This is a genomic window from Micromonospora sp. AMSO1212t, assembly GCF_008868145.1.
GTDB lineage: Bacteria > Actinomycetota > Actinomycetes > Mycobacteriales > Micromonosporaceae > Micromonospora > Micromonospora tulbaghiae.
This window is the reverse complement of sequence record NZ_WBKS01000001.1, coordinates 105276-126326: the sequence shown is the minus strand read 5'-3', so window position 1 is coordinate 126326 and position 21051 is coordinate 105276. Positions and strand designations below refer to the sequence as shown.

Annotated in this window: 8 protein-coding genes; all 8 read left to right on the top strand. The window is 73.9% G+C overall.

Features of this window, described 5'->3' with window-relative positions; translation table 11 throughout:
* Window positions 1–33 precede the first annotated feature (33 nt).
* Window positions 34–981: a chlorinating enzyme gene (locus tag F8279_RS00335; protein WP_091416403.1), complete on the top strand. Its 948-nt coding sequence runs from the start codon at window positions 34–36 to the stop codon at window positions 979–981.
* Between the two features lie 53 nt (window positions 982–1034).
* Window positions 1035–2174, top strand: coding sequence for an alpha/beta fold hydrolase (locus F8279_RS00330; RefSeq protein ID WP_139135434.1), 1140 nt, complete (start codon window positions 1035–1037; stop codon window positions 2172–2174).
* On the top strand, window positions 2171–2905 hold the full coding sequence (locus tag F8279_RS00325) for a Crp/Fnr family transcriptional regulator (protein WP_208576406.1): 735 nt from the start codon (window positions 2171–2173) through the stop codon (window positions 2903–2905). The genes F8279_RS00330 and F8279_RS00325 overlap by 4 nt, the downstream gene beginning before the upstream one ends.
* 116 nt (window positions 2906–3021) lie before the next feature.
* Window positions 3022–3936, top strand: coding sequence for a DUF6039 family protein (locus tag F8279_RS00320; protein ID WP_225853055.1), 915 nt, complete (start codon window positions 3022–3024; stop codon window positions 3934–3936).
* Window positions 3937–3956: 20 nt separating this feature from the next.
* Window positions 3957–4730: an enoyl-CoA hydratase-related protein gene (locus tag F8279_RS00315; RefSeq protein ID WP_091416413.1), complete on the top strand. Its 774-nt coding sequence runs from the start codon at window positions 3957–3959 to the stop codon at window positions 4728–4730.
* A gap of 12 nt (window positions 4731–4742) precedes the next feature.
* Entirely contained in the window at window positions 4743–7079 is a 2337-nt protein-coding gene (fabD, locus tag F8279_RS00310; protein WP_151498722.1) for an ACP S-malonyltransferase, read from the top strand.
* Window positions 7076–8020, top strand: coding sequence for a DUF6039 family protein (locus F8279_RS00305; protein ID WP_091416421.1), 945 nt, complete (start codon window positions 7076–7078; stop codon window positions 8018–8020). Before fabD ends, F8279_RS00305 begins: the two co-directional genes overlap by 4 nt.
* A 160-nt stretch (window positions 8021–8180) precedes the next feature.
* The gene (locus F8279_RS00300) at window positions 8181–21047 is read left to right on the top strand and encodes a non-ribosomal peptide synthetase (protein WP_225853054.1); all 12867 of its coding nucleotides are present in this window, start codon (window positions 8181–8183) and stop codon (window positions 21045–21047) included.
* Window positions 21048–21051: the final 4 nt, after the last annotated feature.

Below are 21051 nucleotides of genomic sequence, written 5' to 3'. Positions count from 1 at the left end.
ATCGGCAGCCGCTCCGCCCACGATTGGAGTCCCATGACCACCATCCCGAAGCAGGACTTCTCCCTCAGCCCCGACGAGCTGGCCGGCTTCCGAGCCAACGGCTTCTTCGGACCGTTCCAGGTCTACGAGATCGAGGAGATGAAGGCCGCCTGGCGGCGTGAGCGGCTCCAGCTGCTCGATCGCAGCAAGGCCGTGTACCAGGACGAGGCGGCGCAGTCCGGCAACACCAACATCTCCAACTACGACCGCCACCTCGACTCTTCGTTCCTCGCCGACCACATCAGCCGCCCGCAGATCGTCGACCGGGTCGCCAGCGTTCTCGGCCCGGACCTGCTGTGCTGGCGGACCGAGTTCTTCCCCAAGTACCCGGGTGACGAGGGCACCGACTGGCACCAGGCGGACACCTTCGCCAACGCCTCCGGCAAGCCGCAGATCCTCTGGCCGGACGAGGTCAAGGAGTTCGGCGGCACGATCACCGTCTGGACCGCGTTCACCGAGGCGAACGAGGAGAACGGCTGTCTCCAGTTCATCCCGGGCACGCATCAGCAGATGAACTACGACGAGACCAAGAAGATGCACTACGAGCCCGACCGGATCAACCAGGCCGACAAGGACGGGGTCCGGCGCGGCTTCTTCGGCTACGACTATCGGGAACTCCAGAAGGACCCGGACTTCAAGCCGGACGAGTCGAAAGCGGTGTCCATGGTGATGCGGCCGGGCCAGGCGATCCTGTTCTGGTCCACGCTCATGCACGCGTCGGTGCCGCACAGCGGCCGGACCGACGAGATGCGTCTCGGCTTCGCCGCCCGCTACGTGCCGACGAGCGTCCGCGTCTACCCCGACACGACCGAGATCGAGGAGTACGGCGGACGGGTCAGCCTCGACCGGTACGGCGCGGTCCTGGTCCGCGGCGAGGACCGGTACGGCTTCAACCGGCTGTCCACGGAGACGACCCGGGGACACGCCTTCACGCGGCGGTAGCCCTCCGGCCCCGGGCCGCATCCTGCCCCGAACCGCACTTCGTCAGGAGGCACGTGCTCCCACCCCGAGCCCGGGCCGTGTGGCGGCTCGCCACGGCCGTACTGGACGTCACACCGTTGATCAATGTGCTTCCGAGCCCCGTCCCGATCGCCGCCGACTGCTCCGCCGCACTGCTCGACGCGGTGCGGCGGCGGCTGGGGGCGCCGCCGTTCGACGTACGGCCGTCCGCCGCGGCGGCCGACCTCGACCCGTTCGCGCGGGTGGTCAGCGACCGGCTGCGCGCCGCCGCCGAGGCGGCGGGTGGCGAGGACGCGCTGGACGACGTCGACGAGGCCGTCGCCGCCGCCGTCGCGGACAGCTTCGACGAGCGGTACCCGGTCACGCCGGTGCCGGCCGTCGACGGCACCCTGCTCCAGGCCCGCGCGCTCGGCCGGCCGGCGGCGGAAGCCGTCGTCGTGGTGTCCGCCTGCGGGATGCCGGCGAAGCTGTGCGAGCCGTGGCTGCGTCGCCTGGCCCGCGACCACTACGTCCTCACCCACGACACCCGGGGGCTCTTCGGCGACATCGACGGCTTCTCCGGCGCCACCGGCGTGCCGGCCCAGGCCGCGGACGTCCTGGCGGTGACGGAGCACTTCGGCGTGAGCCGGGCACACCTGGTCGGTCTGTGCGGCGGCGCGGTGGTCTCCCTCGCGTTCGCCGCCGACCACCCCGGGCGGGTCGCGTCGATGAGTCTCTGGCACGGCGACTACGAGCTGGGCCCGGACTGCCCGCGCACGGAGCACCAGCGCAACCTGCGTGCTCTGCTGGACATGACAGCCGACGGCCGGGTGTCGGCCGAGTCCATGTTCGCGGTGATGAGCGGGTCCATGCTGCGCGGCACGCCGCCCGGGCTGGCGCATCTGGTGCTCTACCCGTACGCCACCCCGCGTCTGCTGAAGCGGTACTGCCGGCTCAACGGGGCGATCATGGGGACGGACGCGCGAGCCTGCCTGCCCGCCGTGAGCGGGATCCGCACGCTCGTGGTCACGAGTGAGGACGACGCCACCGCCCACCCGGAGGGCTCACGTCGCGTCGCCGCCGCGATACCCGGCGCCCGCCTGCACGTCGCCCCGACCGGCGACCATCTCTCGCTGTTCGAAGGCCGGCCCGAGTTGCTCGAACTCGCGGCCTCGTTCGTCAGGGAGGCGTCATGACGGCCGAACGGCATCGCACCGAGAACCAGGAGTCACGGGCCGACCAGGAGGGAGGCTGTGCCATGTCGCGCGGTCTGCTGTCGCTCGGCGAGCAGTTGCGCTACCTGGTGCAGGACCGGGCGCTCAGCGCCACGACGATGCGCGTGCCGAAGCACTCGCACATCTACAACTGCGGTGAACGCGACGGCAACATCTACCTGGTCGAGAGCGGCCAGGTCCGCACCGTCAGCCTGTCCCGCGACGGCAAGCGCTGCCTGCTGTCGGTCTACACCGACGGGGACGTCTTCGGCGAGCTGTGCATCCTGCGTGAGAACCGGATCGAGACCGCCACCGCGATGACCCCGGTGGCGCTGCGGCGCATCCCCAAGACGAGGCTGCTCGAGGCGGTGGCCGAGGCCGGGTTGCAGGGCGCCTTCATCCGGCACCTGACCGGCCGGCTGTCCGAGCAGCAGCAGATCATCACCACGCTGGTGACGATGGACAGCGAGCAGCGGCTGGCCACGATCCTGCTACGACTGGCCCGCAAGCTCGGCAAGCGGCAGGGCGAGTACCTGTGCATCGTCGAGCGCATCTCGCAGGAGGAACTGGCCTGGATGGTGGGCACCACCCGGTCACGCGTCGGCTACTTCCTCAAGCGGTTCCACGACGCGGGCTTCGTGCGCCGCACCCGCGAGTCGTACCTGCTGGTGCACGAGGAGCTTCTCACCGGCTATGTGCAGAAGCTGATGTGACCGCGCCACCCGTCCTGCACAACGTTGAGCAGTGCCGGTCCCGGTCCGCGGTTAGCGTCCACACGCCGCACCAAGTCCCGCCGTAGTCGCCCTCGGCCGTAACGAAGGGAATGCCGGTGACCATCACGTCGCGCCCGACATCCGCGAAATCCGACCCCTGGTCGTTCCTGCTGCCGGCGCAGCACCAGACGACGACCGCGCCCGACGAGATCCTGCACTCCGGCAACGCCGGTCTCATCATCCACCGCGTCGGCCAGGTGGCGTACGAGTTCCGCGACGAGGCCCGCGAGTTCGCCCGGAGCCTTCAGCAGCACAACAACCAGGTGCTGCACCCGTACGCGACGGCGTTCGTGTACGAGGAGGTGTTCGGCCGGCAGGAGCGGCTGCACTGGCTCATCCACATGCGGGCGCCCAACGACTACGGCCGGCTGCTCGAGATGGTCGAGCACGACAGCGACTTCAAGGAGATCGCCCAGGGCGACCGCCTCACCGACCGCGGCGGCGGCAACTGGGAACGCATGTTCGGCGAGGCGACGTTCCAGGAGACCGTCATCGTGCCGCAGCACGGGCTCACCCACGCCGACGAGGACGACGATCTGGACGGCCTGTTCGCCGCGCCCGCACACCACCAGACGGACCAGCCCGCCGACCGGATGCTGCACTCCGCCAACGCCTGCGCGATCGTGCACCGCCGGGCGCAGGTGAAGTACGAGATGCGCAAGGAGGGCCGGCAGTTCGCGTACGAGTGGCAGGAGCACATCAACCGCACGCTCGCCGGCGAGGCCACCATCTTCCTGTACGAGGAGACCTGGGGACGCCAGGACCGGATCCACTGGCTGATCCACCTGCGGACGCTGGACGCGTACCGGCACCTGATGCGGCTCGCCGAGACCGACGACGATTTCCGCGCGCTGCTCGACAAGCAGTTCGTCGCACCGCACAAGGGCGGCGGCACGTGGGGCCGGATGTTCGTCGAGGGATCCATCAACGACACGGTGCTGGTGCCGCACACCGCCCGCACCGGCCGCTGACGCGGCCGGTGGCAGCGACGATGCCCGGCCGGACCGTCCGGCTCTCCGAGTCGGCGGCGGTGCTCACCGTCGTCCTGAACCGCCCGGACCGGCAGAACAGCATCACCTCCGCGCTGCTCGCCGACCTGCACCACGCGCTGGACCGGGCGGAGCAGTCGCCGACCTGCCGCCTCGTCGTGATCAGGGGCGAGGCCGGGATCTTCTCGATGGGCATGGACCTGGCCGAGGCGGGGACGGCCGGAGCCGGCACCGACGAGCTGGCGGAGAACGGCGCCCGGGAGTTCCTCGGCCTGCTCCGGCGCCTCACGACCATCGGCCGCGTCGTGGTGTCCCAGGTGGACGGCACGGCTGCCGGTGGCGGCGTCGGCATCGCCGCCGCCAGCGACTTCGTGTACGCCACCCCGCGCAGCCGGTTCAGCCTGCCGGAGGCGCTGTGGGGCCTGCTGCCGTGCTGCGTGCTCCCGTTCCTGATCCGGCGCGTCGGGTTCCAGAAGGCGTACGCGATGACCCTGGGCACCCACCCGGTGGGCGCGGAGCAGGCCGCCCGCAGCGGCCTGGTCGACGAGGTCACCGACGACCCGGACGCCGCGCTGCGCCGGCTGCTGATGCGGGCGTCGCGGATCGACGGGGCGACGGTGGCCGACACCAAACGCTACTTCGACCAGCTGTGGATCATCTCCGAGCAGACCGAGGCGGCAGCGGTGCGGGAGTTCGGCCGGCTCATGTCGTCGGCGCCGGTACGGCGGCGCATCGCCGACTTCGCCGCGCACGGGAAGTTCCCCTGGGAGAGCTGAGGAGGCACGCGCATGGACGCCTGGCTGTTCCCGGGGCAGGGATCGCAGGCACGCGGGATGGGAGCGGACGTCCTGGCCCGGTACCCCGACCTGGTACGCCGCGCGGACGAACTGCTCGGGTACTCCGTACGGGAGCTGTGCGAGCGGGATCCGGACCGCCGGCTGCGGGACACGCGGTACGCCCAGCCGGCGCTGTTCGTGGTGCACGCCCTCACCTATCTCGCGCGCGTCGACGACGGCGGGGCCCCCGACGTCGTCGCCGGCCACAGCCTCGGCGAGTACGGCGCACTCTTCGCCGCCGGCTGCTTCGACTTCGACACCGGGCTGCGTCTGGTGCACGAGCGCGGCCGGCTGATGGGCGAGGTGACCGGCGGCGGGATGATGGCCGTCATCGGGCTCCCGATGGAGCAGCTCGCGGCGGAACTCGCCGAGGACGCGCTGCGGGTCCTCGACGTCGCCAACCACAACGAGCCCGCCCAGGTGGTGATCTCCGGGCCGCAACCGGCGTTGCGGGTGGCGGCCGACCGGCTCGCCGGACGTGCCGGGGTGCGGTGCGTGCCGCTCAACGTGAGCGCGCCGTTCCACTCCCGCTACATGGCCGACGCGGCGGCCCGGTTCGCCCGGGTGCTCACCGGTGTGACGTTCCGCGAGCCACGCCTGCCGGTGATCTCGAACGTCACCGCCCGGCCGTACCCGCCGGGCGCGGTGGCCGACCTGCTCGGCCGCCAGATCCGCAGTGCGGTGCGGTGGTGGGACACGGTGCGGTGGCTGCGGGAGCACGGCGTCACCGGCGTGGCCGAGCTGGGCCCGGGCACCGTGCTCAGCCGGATCTGGCGCACCGCCGAGACGGTCCCCGCCGCCGCGCCCGCCGCCGGTCCTCCGGCACGCGTCGCCACGGCCCCGGCGCCCTCGGCCCCGGCGCCCACGGCACCCACGGCTCCGATGTCGCCGGCCGCTGTCGCGGGGCCGCCGGCCGTACCCCGGCCGGTGCGCGCGGAACTGCTCGGCTCCGCGGCGTTCCGCCGCGCCTACGGCGTCCGGTACGCCTATCTGAGCGGCTCCATGTACCAGGGCATCGGCTCGGTCGACCTGGTGCTCCGGATGGGCCGGGCCGGTCTGCTCGGATTCTTCGGCGCCGGTGGCCTCACCCTCGACGAGATCGACGACGCGCTGGGTGTCCTCGGCCGCGAGCTGGGGCGCGGTGGCCCGTACGGCGCCAACCTGCTGCACGCCGTGGACGACCCCGACCACGAGGCCGCGGTGGCCGCCCTCTACGTGCGCCACGGCGTGCGGTTCGTCGAGGCCGCCGGCTACACCGGGATCACCGCGCCGCTCGTGCACGCCCGGTTCGCCGGCGCCCACCGCGACGCCCACGGCCGGCCGGTGGCGGTCCGCAACGTCCTGGCGAAGGTGTCCCGCCCGGAGGTCGCCGAGAAGTTCCTCCGCCCGCCGGAGGAGTCGCTGCTGCGACGGCTGGTGGACGACGGCCGGCTGACCACCGCCGAGGCCGACGTGGCCCGTGAGCTGCCGGTCAGCGCGGACGTCTGCGTCGAGTCGGACTCCGGCGGGCACACCGACGCCGGGGTGGCGCTGACACTGCTGCCGACCATGTCCCGGCTGCGTGATCGGGTCGTCGCCGAGTACCGCTACCCGGAACGGCCCCGCATCGGCGCGGCGGGCGGCCTGGGCGCACCGGAGGCGGTCGCCGCGGCGTTCACGCTGGGCGCCGAGTTCGTCGTCACCGGGTCGGTCAACCAGTGCAGCCCGCAGGCCGGAACGTCACCGGCGGTCAAGGACATCCTCGCCACGCTCGACGTGCAGGACACCACGTACGCGCCGGCCGGCGACATGTTCGAACTCGGCGCACGGGTGCAGGTGGTGCGCAAGGGCACCCTCTTCCCGGCCCGCGCGAACCGGCTCTACCAGCTGTACCGCCAGCACGAGTCGCTCGGCGACATCGACGCGCGGACCCGCCGCACCATCGAGGACACCTACTTCCGCCGGTCCTTCGACGAGGTGTGGGACGAGACGCGGCGCTATCTGCAACGGCGGCACCCCGAGCAGATCCCACGGGCGAACCGGCAGGAGAAGCACCGGATGGCCCTGGTGTTCCGCTGGTACTTCGTCCACTCCAGCCGGATGGCGCTGCGCGGGGTCCTGGACGAGCGTGTCAACTTCCAGATCCACACCGGCCCCGCCATCGGTGCCTTCAACCGCTTCGTCGACGGCACGGATCTGGCCGACTGGCGCGATCGGCACGTCGACGTCATCGCCGAGCGCCTCATGGAGGGCGCCGCCGCCCTGCTGGGCACCCGGTACCACCAGTTCACCGAAGGAGCGACAGGATGACCGACCAGAGTCCGCCCCCCATTCCCTCGGCGCAGCACCAGACGTCGCTGAGCCCGCACGAGATCCTCCACTCCGCCAACTCCGGCATGATCGTCGAGCGGGTCGGCCAGCTGCGCAACGAGTTCCGCTCCGAGGGGCGCACCTTCGCCCGGGAGATCGCCGAGTACATCAACACGAAGCAGGTCGGAGTGGCCAGCGCGTTCGTGTACGAGGAGACGTTCGGCGTCAAGGACCGGATCCACTGGTTCATCCACATGTCGTCGATGGACCAGTACGAGACGCTCGTGCACATGGGCGACAGCGACGAGTCGTACCGCAACACCTTCTCCCGCAACTACATCCCCGAGGAGAAGGGCGGCGGGACCTGGGCCCGCCTGTTCCTGGACGGCAGCCTGCGCGAGACGGTGCTGCTGCCCCAGTTCTGGGGGATGTACGGCACCCGCACCGAGCACGGCGCCGAGGAGCACAGCGAGGTCTTTCGCTCCCAGGGCAACAGCACCCTGCCCGGCGCGCAGGCACAGACCGACATCCCGGCGGACCAGATCATGCACTCGGCGAACGCCGGGATCGTCATCCACCGGACCGCGGAGATCGTCTACGACTTCCGCTCGGAGGCCCGGCAGTTCGCCCGGGAGGCCGCCGACGCCATCAACCGCAACCTGCCGGGGGAGGCCACCGCCTTCCTGTACGAGGAGGCGTTCGGCACGCAGGACCGGATCCACTGGCTGATCCACCTCAAGTCGTTGGCCACCTACCAGCGGCTGCTCGAGCTGCACGTGCGGGACGCGAGCGTGCGCGACATCTTCTTCCGCCAGCGCATCGAGCCGGAGCGGGGCGGTGGCAGCTGGGCCCGGATGTTCGTCCAGGGCTCGATGACCGACACCGCCCTCACCCCGCAGCACTGGGGCATGTACGCCACCGCCCCCGAAGCGGGCCGCTGACCTGCTGAACACCCCCGGCGCCCGGTTGCTCAGTTATGAGCAGCCGGGCGCCGTCGTCGTGATTAGCGTCCCTGACCAGCGTCGGAAGTGGCGTCACACGAACCGCGGGCCGGCTCTGCGCCGCATGCGGGACGTGCTCTTTCCTCGTACAGGAGGAGAAGTGGAACCACGCGGTGGGGCACACGATCGGCAGGCTCCGGCCGGACCCGGCGACGGACCCGGCGGACCGGCGGCGGCGCGACTGACCGAGGTCCTCGCGGCGGTGCTGCCGGACGGACCCCCGCCGGCCTGGGGCGTCCCGCTGCGGGCGGCGGGCCTGAGCTCCGTCGCCACGGCACGGCTGGTGCTCGAACTACAGGTGGCCTTCGGCGTCGAGGTTCCGATGGAGCGCCTCAGGCCCGGCACCACCCCGGCCGACCTGCTGGAGCTCGTCACCGCCGCCGGGACCGGACCGGATGCGGCCGGCGCGCTCAGTCCGCTCACCGCCCGGCCCGCCGACCGGTGGCAGCCCTTCGACCTGACGCCGCTGCAGGAGGCGTACGTCTTCGGCAAGGACCCCGACCTGACCGACGACCCGGTCGGCTGCCACCTCTACCGCGAGTTCGTCGTGCCGGACGCCGACACCGGCCGGCTCGGCGCGGCGTGGGCGCGGGTCGTGGCCCACCACGACATGCTCCGCATGGTGGTCGAGGCGGACGGCCGGCAGCGATGTACCGAGGACGTGCCGCCGTCCGCCGTGGTGGTGCACCCGGCACAGCCCACCGCCACCGCGTACGCCGAGCGGGTCGCGGCCGTCCGTGACCGCCTCGGCGCCCTCCGGTTCGAGCCCGGCGACCGGCCGATGCACGCCGTCGAGATCACACCGGGCCCGGACGGCGTGGCCACCGTGCACGTCGCGATCGACGCGATGCTCGTCGACGGGCACGGCATGGCACTGCTGCTGGACCACTGGGGTCGCTGCTACGCCGACCCCGCGGCGGACCTGCCGGCGGCCGCGTTCACCGCTCGCGACGCGCTGCTGGCGCTCGCGGAGCAGCAGGACACCGACGCCTACCGCGCGGATCTGGAGTACTGGACCGACCGGCTGCGCGACCTGCCGCCCGGACCGCTGGCCGGCCTGCGACCGGCGCGGGAGAACCTGGCCACCCGCCGGGTGCTGACCGGTCGCGTGGGCGCCAGGCAGTGGCGGGTGCTGCGCGCCCGGGCCGACAGCCTGGGGGTCTCCGCGACGGCCCTGGTCCTGACCTTGTTCTCCGAGACACTGGCCCGGCACGCCGGTCGCACCTCGTTCTCGCTGGTGCTGACCACCAGCAGCCGGCCGCAGCTGCCCCGGGACGCCGACAAGCTGATCGGGCCGTTCACCGACACCAGCGTGTTCGTGACCGGGGCCATGACCGACCTGCCGTTCGGCGATGCGGTACGCGCCGTGCACGAGCAGCTCTGGACGGACCTGGGACACCGGACCGTCTCCGGGGTCACGGCCCTGCGGGAGCGCCGGCGCCGCGACCGCACCGCCGCCGACGTGGCGTTGCCGGTCGTCTTCACCAGCCTGCTCGACGTGGGCCCCGCGCCGGACCCCCACGGTTTCGCCGCCGCGGTGACCCACGCCTCCAGCCGTACGTCGGGTGTCGTCCTGGACCACCAGATGTGGGAGCAGGACGGTGAGCTGCGCCTGCGGTGGGACATCGCCGCCGGCCGGTTGCCGGCCGGGCTGCCGGAGACGCTGTTCTGCGCCTTCCGCACCGCGCTGGAGGCGGTCGACGACGGGGACGACGTCGAGGTCCGGCCGCTCAACGAGCTTCAGATGGCCTACTACGTGTCCCGGGCCACCGACGGCGGCGCGCCGTGGAACGGCTGCCAGGTCTATCACCGCTTCGATGTCGAGGACCTCGACCTCGACCGTCTGGAGGCCGCCTGGCTGCGCCTGGTGGCGGCGTACGACCCGCTGCGCAGCGTGCTCGCCCTCGACGGGCACCTGCACGTCAGCGCCCGGCCGCCACGCTGGTGGTGGATCCCGGACATCGACCTGAGCGGTGAGCCGGATCCCGAGGCGGTCCACGCGGCGATGGCGCGGGAGATGGTACGGACGGCCTTCCCGCTCGGCCGCGCGCCGCAGTGCGAACTGCGCGTGACGCGTACCGCGCCGGGCCGGGCCTCGCTGCACCTCGCCCTCGACCTCGTGCTGCTCGACGGGCGCAGCATGCACGTGCTGTTCCGTGAGCTGCTGCGGTGCTACGCCGACCCGGACGCGTCGCCGACGCCGCCCGTACCGGCCGAGGAGTACCTCCGGGCGCAGGGGGAGCGGCAGCCGCCGGCGGGGGACGGCCACTGGCCGGCGTACTGGCAGCGGCGGTTCGCGCAGCTGCCGCCCGGTCCGGCGCTGCCGGTCGCCCCGGACGCGGCGGACCGCCGCCGCCGTCGCCTCCAGGGCCACGTCGACGGGTGGCGGTCGGTGCGGGCCTGGGCCGCCGCGCAGGGCGTGACGCCGGACGCGCTGCTCGTGGCGGCGTTGACGCGCGCGCTGGCAACGGAGTTCGAGGAGCCGTTCACCGTGCCGGTGGTGCGCTGGACCGAGGAGGCCGAGCCGTACCGGCCGGGGGAGTTCACCGCCCTGAGCTGGCTGACCGTGACGCCGGGAGACGACCGCGCCCTGATCGCGCTCGCGCGGGACGCGCAGGCGCAGATCCGGGCGGACGCGCAGGCGCCCGCGCTGAGCGGCCTGGCCGAGCTGCGCCGGATCGTGATGCGGCAGCGGAGGTCACGTCCCTTCGCGCTGCCTGTCGTCTACACGTCCGTCCTGGAACTGGCCGATCACCCGCTGCCCGGCGGCGTCACCGCCGGACCGTGGCTCACCTGCACCCCGGACGTGTCTCTGGACAGCAACGCCGTCGACGACGGCGACCGGCTCAGCTTCTTCTGGGACGTCGTCGACGCCGACTTCGCCGAGGGGTCCGCCGACCGGCTCTTCGCCGGATACCGGCGCGGCATCGCCGAACTCGTCACGGCCGCCGCCGCGCCGGCGGCCACCGTGGACCGGGACACCGTCGTGTACGCCTGGAACGACACCTCGGTCCCGTACGTCGCCGACGGTCCGGCGCACCTGCTGTTCGAGGAGCAGGCCCGTCGTCGCCCGGACGCCGTCGCGGTGCGGTCCACCACCGGCACGCTCAGCTACGGCGAGCTGAACCGGGACGCGAACGCGATCGCCTGGCGGCTGCGAGACCTCGGCGCGGGCCCCGGCACCGTGGTCGGCATCGCCCTGCGGCGTGGCCCCGGCATGATCGCGGCCGTCCTCGGGGTGCTCAAGGCCGGTGGCATCTATCTGCCCGTCGAGCCGGGACTGCCGTCGGAGCGGGCCGGGTTCATGCTGGCCGACGCCGGTGCCGCGTTCCTGCTGACCGGGTCCGCCACCGAGGGCTGGAACCTGCCGGACCAGGTGCGGCGCGTCGACCCGGAGGCGCCCGCGGCCGGCCCGCCGGAGACACGTACGGATCCGCCACCGGTCAGCGGGCCGGACGACATCGCGTACGTCATCTACACCTCGGGCAGCACGGGCCGGCCGAAAGGGGTGGCGGTCGCGCACCGCGCGGTGCTGAACCTGCTCAACTGGGCGTACCGGACCTTCGCCTTCGACGAGCGTGATCTCGGGCTGTCGGTCACGTCCCTCGGCTTCGACCTGTCGGTCTTCGACATCCTCGGGCTGCTCGGGCGCGGCGCCGGCCTCTACGTCGCCGACGATGCCCAGCAGAAGGACCCGGAACTGCTGCTCGACGTGCTGCTCGACGAGCCGGTGACCTTCTGGAACTCCGCGCCGACCACGCTGCACCAGCTCGCGCCACTGCTGCCCGCGCGCGTCGGTGACCCCGGCGCCACCGACCTGCGGCTGGTCTTCCTCAGTGGTGACTACACCCCGCTGACCCTGCCCGACCAGGTCCGCGACGTGTTCCCGAACGCGCACCTGGTCAGTCTGGGCGGGGCCACCGAGGCCACGGTGTGGTCGAACTACTTCCGCATCGGGTTCGTCGATCCGCGCTGGCGCAGCATCCCGTACGGCCGCCCGATCGACAACTCGCGCTACTACATCCTCGACGACGACCTGGAGCCGTGCCCGGTCGGCGTGGCGGGCGATCTCTACATCGCCGGGGACTGCCTCAGCGCCGGGTACTGGCGCCGGCCCGGGCTGACCGCGGAACGCTTCGTCGCGGACCCGTTCGCCCGTACGCCCGGCGAGCTGATGTACCGCACCGGCGACCTGGCGTCCTACTTCCCGGACGGGACGATGTGCTTCCTCGGCCGCTCCGACCACCAGGTCAAGATCCGCGGATTCCGGGTGGAGCTGGGCGAGGTGGAGCACCGCCTGCGCTCGCACGAGACCGTCCACGACGTCGTGGTGCTCGCCCGGAGCGACGCCGCCGGGGACAACAAGCTGGTCGCCTACGTCATCCCCCGCCCGGGCGCCACGCCGGCCGTGCGTGACCTGCGCGCGTACGCCGCCGAGGCGCTGCCCGACTACATGGTGCCGAACGTCGTCGTCTTCGTCGGCGAGTTCCCGGCCACCTCGAACGGCAAGCTCGACCGGGCGGCGCTGCCGTGGCCGGTCGAGTCCGGCGTGGCTCCGGCGTCACCGGCACCCTCGGGCACCGGGACGCCCGAGGCGGCGCCGGACCTGCCGTCCGAGGCGGTTTCGGCGACGGCCGAGGCGGTGCCGGAGACGGCCGAGGCGGTGCCGGAGACGGCCGGCAGGATCCGGGTGCCCGACCTCGCCGCCGAGATCGCGGCCATGTTCGCCGAACGGCTCGGCGTCGCGCACGTCGACGTCGAGTCGGACCTGTGGGACCTGGGCGCGACGTCCTTCACCATGGTGCAGGTCTCCGGTGCCCTGCAACGCCGCTACCGGGAGCGGATCCCGGTGTCGGTCCTGCTCTCCGAACCCACCGCCACGGGCATGGCGCGGCATCTGGCGCCACGCCTCGGCGCGGCCACCCCCGTACCTGATTCCGGGGCCGACGGGCCGGTCGCGGCCGAGGGGACGGCCGCCGCTCCGGCCACCGCGCCGGAGCCGGTCGCGGCCACCGCACCGGTCGCCCCGCCCGAGCCGGACGTCGCCGAGCGCCTGGACTTCTTCGACGCCGGCAGTCGCGCGGCGTTCAAGGCCACCCGCGCGCACCTGCGCCCGCCGGAAGCGGGCGACGTACGCCGGGCGCTGCCCGACCTGCGGCCGGCCGACGAGCACTACCGGTGGCGGCAGAGCCGTCGCGAGTTCCGGTCCGGCCCGGTGCCGCACGACGCGTTCGCCCGCCTGCTCAGCCTGTTGCGCACCGTCGAGACCGGAGAACGGACCCGGGCGCTCTACCCCTCGGCCGGCGACACGTACGCGGTCCAGGTCCACCTGGTCGTGCATCCCGGCGGCGTGGCCGGGGTCGAGCCGGGCGCCTACTACTACCACCCGGTCGAGCACGCCCTGCGCCTGATCGGACCGGCCGGCCCGGGCCGGGCCGCGCACTTCCACTACAACCGTCCGCTGGCCGACCGCGCCGCGTTCGAGATCTACCTCGTCGGCCGCCGTCCGGCCGTCGAACCGCTCTACGGCGAGGACACCGACCGGTTCCTCGCGCTGGAGGCGGGGTATCTCGGTCAACTGCTGATGATGGCGCAGCCGGCCACCGGCATCGGCCTGTGCCCGATCGGCGGGGTCGCTCCCGACCCGGTCCGCACCGCTCTGCGGCTCGACGACGGTCACCTGTTCCTCCAGGCGTTCCTGGCCGGCCCGGTGGACATCACACCCACCGCCACCGCCGAGGGCGGCCGCCCGGCGTTCTGCGCGCCGCAGCCCTCGCCCGCCGTACCGGCCGGGCCGGGCCCGGAGATCGCCGTCGTCGGCGTGTCCGGACGCTATCCGGACGCCCCCGACCCGGAGCGGCTGTGGGACAACCTGGCCGCCGGCCGGGTGTCGATCGCGGCGCCGCCGGCCCACCGGGCCGGCATCGCGCACCGGCCGCGTCCGGCGGACGCGCCGCCCGTGCCCGGCGGTTTCCTTCCCGACGTGGAGGGCTTCGACAGCCTGGCCTTCCACATCTCGCCGGCCGAGGCCCGCACCCTCGACCCGCAGCTGCGGCAGTTGCTGGAGGTGGTGGCGGAGTGCTTCGACAACGCCGGCCACACACCGGCGGACCTGCGCCGTACCGCGCCGCGCATCGGCGTCTTCGTCGCCCTGATGTGGCACGACCACCAGCACGTGGGCGCCGACGAACTGCGGGCGACCGGCCGCACCCGGACCTCCGCGGTCGCCTCGGACATCCCGAACCGCATCTCCCACCACTTCGGTCTCGCCGGTCCCAGCCTGGCCGTCAACACGTCCTGCTCGTCGTCGCTGACCGCCCTGCACCTGGCCGTGCAGAGCCTGCGTCGGGGCGAGTGCGACGCGGCCGTGGTCGGCGCGGCCAACCTCTTCACCCACCCGTACCACCTGGAACTACTGGCCGGTCTGGACCTGCTCACCGACGGCGGCGCCCCCGGCGCCTTCTCCGCCGAGCACGCCGGCTGGTCGCCCGGCGAAGGCGTCGGCGCGGTGCTGCTGCGGCCGCTGGCCGACGCCGGCCGGGACGGGAACACCGTGCACGGCGTCATCGAAGGAACCTGGGCGGGCCACGGCGGCCACACCGGCCGCTTCGGCGCGCCGTCCGCGGACTCGCTCGGGGACGCCATGACCGCCGTACTGGCCGACGCCGGGCGCACCGGCGCCGACATCGGGTACGTCGAGTGCGCGGCCGCCGGGGCGGCGATGACCGACGCCGCGGAGCTGGAGGCGCTGGGCCGGGTCCTGGCCCGTGAGCCGCTGCCGGCGGCGGTGCCGGCCGGCACGATCAAGTCCGCCATCGGGCACCTGGAGGCCGCCTCCGGGCTGTCCCAGCTCACCAAGGCGCTCCTGCAACTGCGCCACGACCGGCTCGCCGCCACCGCGGTCGCCGACCGGGTGAACCCGCTCGTGTCGTGGGACAGCCTGCCGGTGCGGCTGGTGCGGCACACCGAGGACTGGCCGGCGGGCACGCCGCGCCGCATCCTGGTCAACGCGATCGGCGCGACCGGTTCCTCCGCGCACGCGGTGCTGCGGGCGCCCGACCCGGTCGCCGCCACGCCCCGCTCCGGCGAGGACCAGCCGGTCGTCCTGTCCGCGGCCGGCCCGGACGCGTTGCGGGAGTACGCCCGGCGCCTGCACGAGCGCCTGCTACGGGTGACCGGTACGCCGGACGAGCCTGCGCTCGCCGACGTCGCCCGGACCCTGCTGGCCGGTCGCCGCGACCGGCCGCACCGGCTCGCCGTCCGCTGCGCCGACCTGGCCACCCTCGTCGACGCCCTCGGCGCGTTCGTCCGTGACGCGCCCCATCCCGCCCTGCGCCGGACCCCGGCGGACCCGCCCGACGCGGTGGACCGGTGGCTGAGCGGCGAGGACGTGGACCTGCACCCGCTGGTCCCGGCCGGCGCCCGGCGGGTGCCGCTGCCGTCCGCGCCGTTCGAGCGGCCGGAGCCCGCCTCCGCGCCGCCCGCGCTCACCGTGGACCACACCCGGATCGAGGAGCTGCTGCGGCAGCGGCTCGCGCAGGTCAGCGGCATACCGCTGGAGCAGGTGCGGCCCACCGTGCCGCTGGAGCACTACGGCCTGACGTCGTACCTGGTCACCGAGCTCAACGCCCACCTGGAGCGGGACTTCGGCGAGACCTCGCGGACCCTGTTCTTCGAGCACCGGGACCTCGCCGGCGTGGCCGGCCATCTGGCCGCGCGCGCCCCGTCCGCCGCCCGGCCGGCCGCGTCCGCCGTACCACCGGCCGTGTCCGCGGCCCCGCCGGTGCCGGAGCCGGTGGCCGCGCCGGGCTCCGACGACATCGCGATCATCGGGCTGGCCGGACGCTATCCGCAGGCGCCCGACCTCGACCGGTTCTGGCAGGTGCTGGCCGACGGACTGGACTGCGTCGGTGCGCTGCCGGCCGAGCGAGCCCGGCCCGGGTGGCCGGTCGACCTCATGCGGGGCGGCTTCCTCGACGGCGTGGACCGTTTCGACCCGCTGCTGTTCGGCATCACGCCGCGTGACGCCGACCTGATGGACCCGCAGGAGCGGCTGTTCCTCCAGACCGCCTGGGAGACGCTGGACGACGCCGGTTACCCGCGTTCCCGGCTGCGCGCCCGGCACGGCTCGCGGGTCGGTGTGTTCGTCGGTGTCATGCACAACGAGTACCCGTTCTTCGGCGTCGAGCAGAGCCTGGCGGGCCCGCCGGTCGACGCGGGCTCGACCGTCGCGGGCATCGCCAACCGGGTGTCGTACGCCTTCGACCTGCACGGTCCGAGCCTCGCCGTCGACACCATGTGCTCCTCGTCGCTGACCGCTGTGCACCTGGCCGTGCAGAGCCTGCGGGCCGGCGAGTGCGAGGTGGCACTGGCCGGCGGGGTCAACCTCTCGCTGCACCCGAACAAGTTCCGCCAGCAGCGACGGATGGGCATGACCTCCGGCGACCACCGCTGCCGCGCCTTCGGCGCCGGCGGTGACGGGTTCACACCGGGGGAGGGCGTCGGCGCGGTGCTGCTCAAACCGCTGCGCCGGGCCGTCGCGGACGGTGACCGGATCCACGCCGTCATCCGGGCGACCGCTGTCAACCACGGCGGCCGCAGCAACGGCTACCTGGTGCCGGACCCCGTCGCACAGGGCGACCTGATCCGGGCGGCGCTGGACCGGGCGGGCGTCGACCCCGCGACGATCGGTTACGTCGAGGCACACGGCACCGGCACCGCTCTGGGCGACCCGATCGAGATCGCCGGGCTCAGCCGCGCGTACGGCGACCTCCCCGCCGGTTCGGTCCCGATCGGCTCGGTGAAGTCCACGATCGGTCATCTCGAGGCGGCGGCGGGCATCGCCGGCCTGACGAAGGTCGTGCTCCAGATGCGGCACGGCCGGATCGCGCCGTCGCTGCACGCCACCGAGCTGAACCCGGGCATCGACTGGGACCACGTCCCGTTCGCCGTGCAGCGGACGGCAGCCGACTGGCCGGACGGCCGTACCGACCGCGCCGGCCGGCCGGTGCCGCGCCGCGCGGGGATCAGCGCGTTCGGCGCCGGCGGGAGCAACGCCCACGTCGTCGTCGAGGCGTACGACGACGTGCCCGCCGCCGCCACCGACGCGGCCGGCCCCCAGCTCGTGGTGCTGTCCGCCCGCGACGAGGAACGGCTGCGGGCGGTGGCCGACCGCCTGGTGCGGTTCCTGCGCGCCGCGGACCCGGCGCCGGCCGACGGCGTGCTGCTGCGCGAGCTGGCCGGCATCGCCGCCGGGCGCCTGCCGGACGGTGCGCCGGACGCCGCCGACCCGAGCCGGCTGGCCCGGTGGCTGCTGGCACGCGCGACGGCCGGCGACGCCGCGAGTTCCGGACGGCTGGCCGACATCGCCCACACGCTCCAGGTGGGTCGCGAGCCGCTGCGCGAGCGTCTCGCCGTGATCGCCGCCGACGTCGCCGACCTCGCCGCGCAGCTGGAACGCTTCCTCGCCGGTGACGCGACGGGCGTGCTGCGGGGCCGGGCTCCGGCCGGAGCGGCGCCGCTTCGCGTCGGGCCCGACCCGGCGGAGGTGCCGCTGCCGACGCTGGCACAGCAGTGGGTACGCGGAGCGGACGTCGACTGGGCTCGGCTGCACCCGTCCGGGCGGCGCCTGGTCGCGTTGCCCTCGTACCCGTTCGCGACCGTCCGGTGCTGGCTTCCGGAGGCCGCCGCCACGCCCGCCGTCCCGCCCCGCGCCGCGCCCGCGGTGCCGCTGTACGGCCGGACCTGGCAGCCCGTCGCCGCGCCGCCCGGGGAGGATCCGGGTGCCGGCACCGTGATCTGCCTGCACCGGGCCCCGTCCGCCCGCCTCGCCGCGGAGCTGGCCGGCCTGCTCGGCCGGGACCGGACGGTCCTGGTGGCCGTCGGCGGGCCCGGCGGCGACTCCGGCGACGCGATTCCGGGGAACGTCCACGACATCCTCGGCCGGCGGCCGGACGTGCGCGGATGGATCGACCTGTGCGACGTGGACGACGGCCCGGACGACGACGGGTGGGCCGGCCGCCTGGCGATGGTGCAGCACCTCGTCGACAGCAGGCCCGGCGTGGACCTGCGGATCGTGCACGTCACCCGAGGGCTCCAGGACCTGCCCGGCGCCGAACCCCGGCGGGCCGGCGCCCGCCTGACCGGCTTCGTGCGGGTGCTCGGCGCCGAGTACCCCACGGTGTCCGCCTCCACCGTCGACCTGGACGGCACCGGTCACGAGGCGGCGGCCCAGATCGTCGCCGAGTGGGCCGCGGCGGACGCGTCCACAGAGGTCGCGTACCGGGCGGGTGTCCGGTACGTCCCGGGCGTCCTCCGGCTGGAGCCGGCCGTGTCCCCGCCGCGCCTCGACCCGGACCGGGTGTACGTGGTCACCGGGGGAACCCGGGGCCTGGGTGCCGCGGCGGCCCGGCGGCTCGTCCGGCTGGGCGCGCGCAACCTCGTCGTGACCGGGCGGCGTGCCCTTCCACCCCGGGAGCGGTGGGACCACCCGGCCGACGCGGCGACCGGCGAGGCGGTGGCGCACCTGCGCGAGCTGGAACACTCCGGGGCCCGGGTGGCGGTCTTCTCCGGCTCGCTCGCCGAGCGGACCCGGCTCGCCGCCTTCCTCGACGAGGTACGGGCGACTCTCGGACCGATCGGCGGCGTCGTGCACTGCGCGGGCACCGGCTCACGCGGCGCCGTGTCGCTCGGCCGTCGTGACCTCGCGGACATCCGGGCGGTCGCCGAACCCAAGGTGGACGGCCTGGAGGTGCTTGCCGAGCTGTGCGCCGCCGACGAGCCGTCGTTCTTCGTGCTCTTCTCGTCCGTGTCGGCGAGCGTGCCCGCCCTGGGCGCCGGGATGGCCGACTACGCCGCCGCGAACGCCTTCCTCGACCTCTACGCCGGATATCAGGTCCGGTCCGGCCGCCCGTGGTTCCGGTCCGTCGACTGGCCGGCCTGGACCGGTAGCGCGTCCGGCCCCGCCGCGGCGCGGGCCTGCGAGCGGGCCGGGCTGCATGCGCTCAGCGAGGAGGACGGGCTGGCGGTGCTGGAACAGGTCCTCGCCCTGCCGCCGGCCACGGTGCTGCTGCCCTGGCGGGGCCGCGTACCCGGCTTCGACCCGCTCGACCTGATCGGCGCCCGTACCGCCGCCGGGTCACCGGCCGCGGCGCCCCCGGCGACCGCGCCGCCGGCTTCCGGTACGGCGGACGCGTCACCCGTGCCGCAGTGGCTCACCGGCCTGTTCTGCGCGGTGCTGGGCACGGCGCCGTCCGACCTGGATCCCGCCACGCCCTTCGACGAGCTGGGTGTCGAGTCGATCATGCTCGGGGAACTGCTGGAGCGGCTGGAGGACCGACTGGCCCGCCGCCTGGAGCCGAGCACCCTGCTCGACCACGACACGCTGGAACGGCTGGCCGCGTACCTCGCCACCCTGACCCCCGCCGCGCCGGCCGCCGTCGCCACCGGCCCGGCCGTCGCGGTGCCGAGCGCCGCGCCCGCCCCGGCGGACCGCCGGATAGCCGTCGTCGGGATGGCCTGCCGGTTCCCGGGCGCGCCGGACACCGCCACCTTCTGGGACAACCTGCTGGCCGGCCGATGCGCGGTCGACGAGGTGCCGCCGGCGCGCTGGGACGTGACGTCGCTGTACCGGCCCACGTCGGCGCCCGGGCACAGCATCAGCCGGTGGGGCGGCTTCCTCGACGGCATCGAGGACTTCGACCCGGACTACTTCGGCATGACCGCCGACGAGGCCCGCCACCTCGACCCGGCCATCCGGCTGTTCATGGAGGGCACCGTGGCGTGCCTGCGGGACGCCGGCTATCCGGAGGCCGAGTTGCAGGGCCGCGACGTCGGCGTCTTCGTCGGCGCCCGGATGTCCGGCTACCGGCGGCGGTACGGCAGCGGCGGCGGCCTCGGCGGCGACCAGAACTTCATCGCCGCGCGGGTGGCCCACCAGTTCGACCTGCGCGGTCCCAACCTCGTGGTCGACAGTGCCTGCTCCTCGGCGCTGGTCGGGGTGCACCTGGCCGTGCAGAGCCTCCTGTCCGGCGAGTCGGAGTTCGCCCTCGCCGGGGGCGTCGACGTCCTGCTCGACGAGGAGCCCTATCTGGAGTTCAGCGCCGCCCGGGCGTTGTCGCCGTCGGGCCGGTGCCGCACGTTCGACGAGCACGCCGACGGGTTCGTGCCCGGTGAGGGCTGCGGGGTGCTGCTGCTGCGACCGCTGGCCGCGGCGATCGCCGCCGGTGACCGCGTCCACGCCGTCATCGACGGCGTCGCGGTCAACAACGACGGCCGGACGATGGGCCTGACCACACCGAACCCGGCCGCTCAGGCCGCCGTCGTACGCCGGGCCCTGACGGTCAGCGGCCGGCGGCCCGACGACATCGCGATGATCGAGGCGCACGGCACGGCGACCATGATCGGCGATCCGATCGAGCTGCGGGCGCTCACCGACGTCTACCGGGAAGCCACCACCCGCAGCGGCTTCTGCGCCATCGGCAGCGTCAAGTCCAACATCGGTCACCTGCTCAGCGCGGCCGGCATCGCCGGCCTGATCAAGGTGATCCTGTCGTTGGAGCACGGCACGATCCCACCGACGCTCTTCTGCGACGTGCCGAACCCCCGCTTCGACTTCGGCGCCTCGCCGTTCTTCCCCAACACCGAGGCCCGGCCCTTCCCGGCCGGCGCCCGGCGATCGGCAGGGGTCAGCGCCTTCGGCCTCGGCGGGACCAACGCCCACCTGATCGCCACCGCCTTCGACCCGGCGGACCGCGCCGGAGCGGCCGTGACCCGGACGCCGCTGCCGCCGCCGGAGTTCCAGCGGCGCCGCCACTGGCTCGACCGCGCGCCGGCGTCCGCCCCGCCGCCGTCGAACGGCGGGACCGCCTCCCTTCTCGACCTGCACTTCCTTCCGGCCGCCCCGGACTCCGTGACGGGACACTCCCACCCGCGGCGACAGTCGGCCGGCTCGCACAACGGCACCTGAGAGG

Bases quoted from the DNA above. Each gene is read 5' to 3' on its own strand.
- F8279_RS00305 (WP_091416421.1), top strand. From the start codon at position 7,076: ATGACCGACCAGAGTCCGCCCCCCATTCCCTCGGCGCAGCACCAGACG.
- F8279_RS00325 (WP_208576406.1), top strand. From the start codon at position 2,171: ATGACGGCCGAACGGCATCGCACCGAGAACCAGGAGTCACGGGCCGAC.
- F8279_RS00315 (WP_091416413.1), top strand. From the start codon at position 3,957: ATGCCCGGCCGGACCGTCCGGCTCTCCGAGTCGGCGGCGGTGCTCACC.
- fabD (WP_151498722.1), top strand. From the start codon at position 4,743: ATGGACGCCTGGCTGTTCCCGGGGCAGGGATCGCAGGCACGCGGGATG.
- F8279_RS00335 (WP_091416403.1), top strand. From the start codon at position 34: ATGACCACCATCCCGAAGCAGGACTTCTCCCTCAGCCCCGACGAGCTG.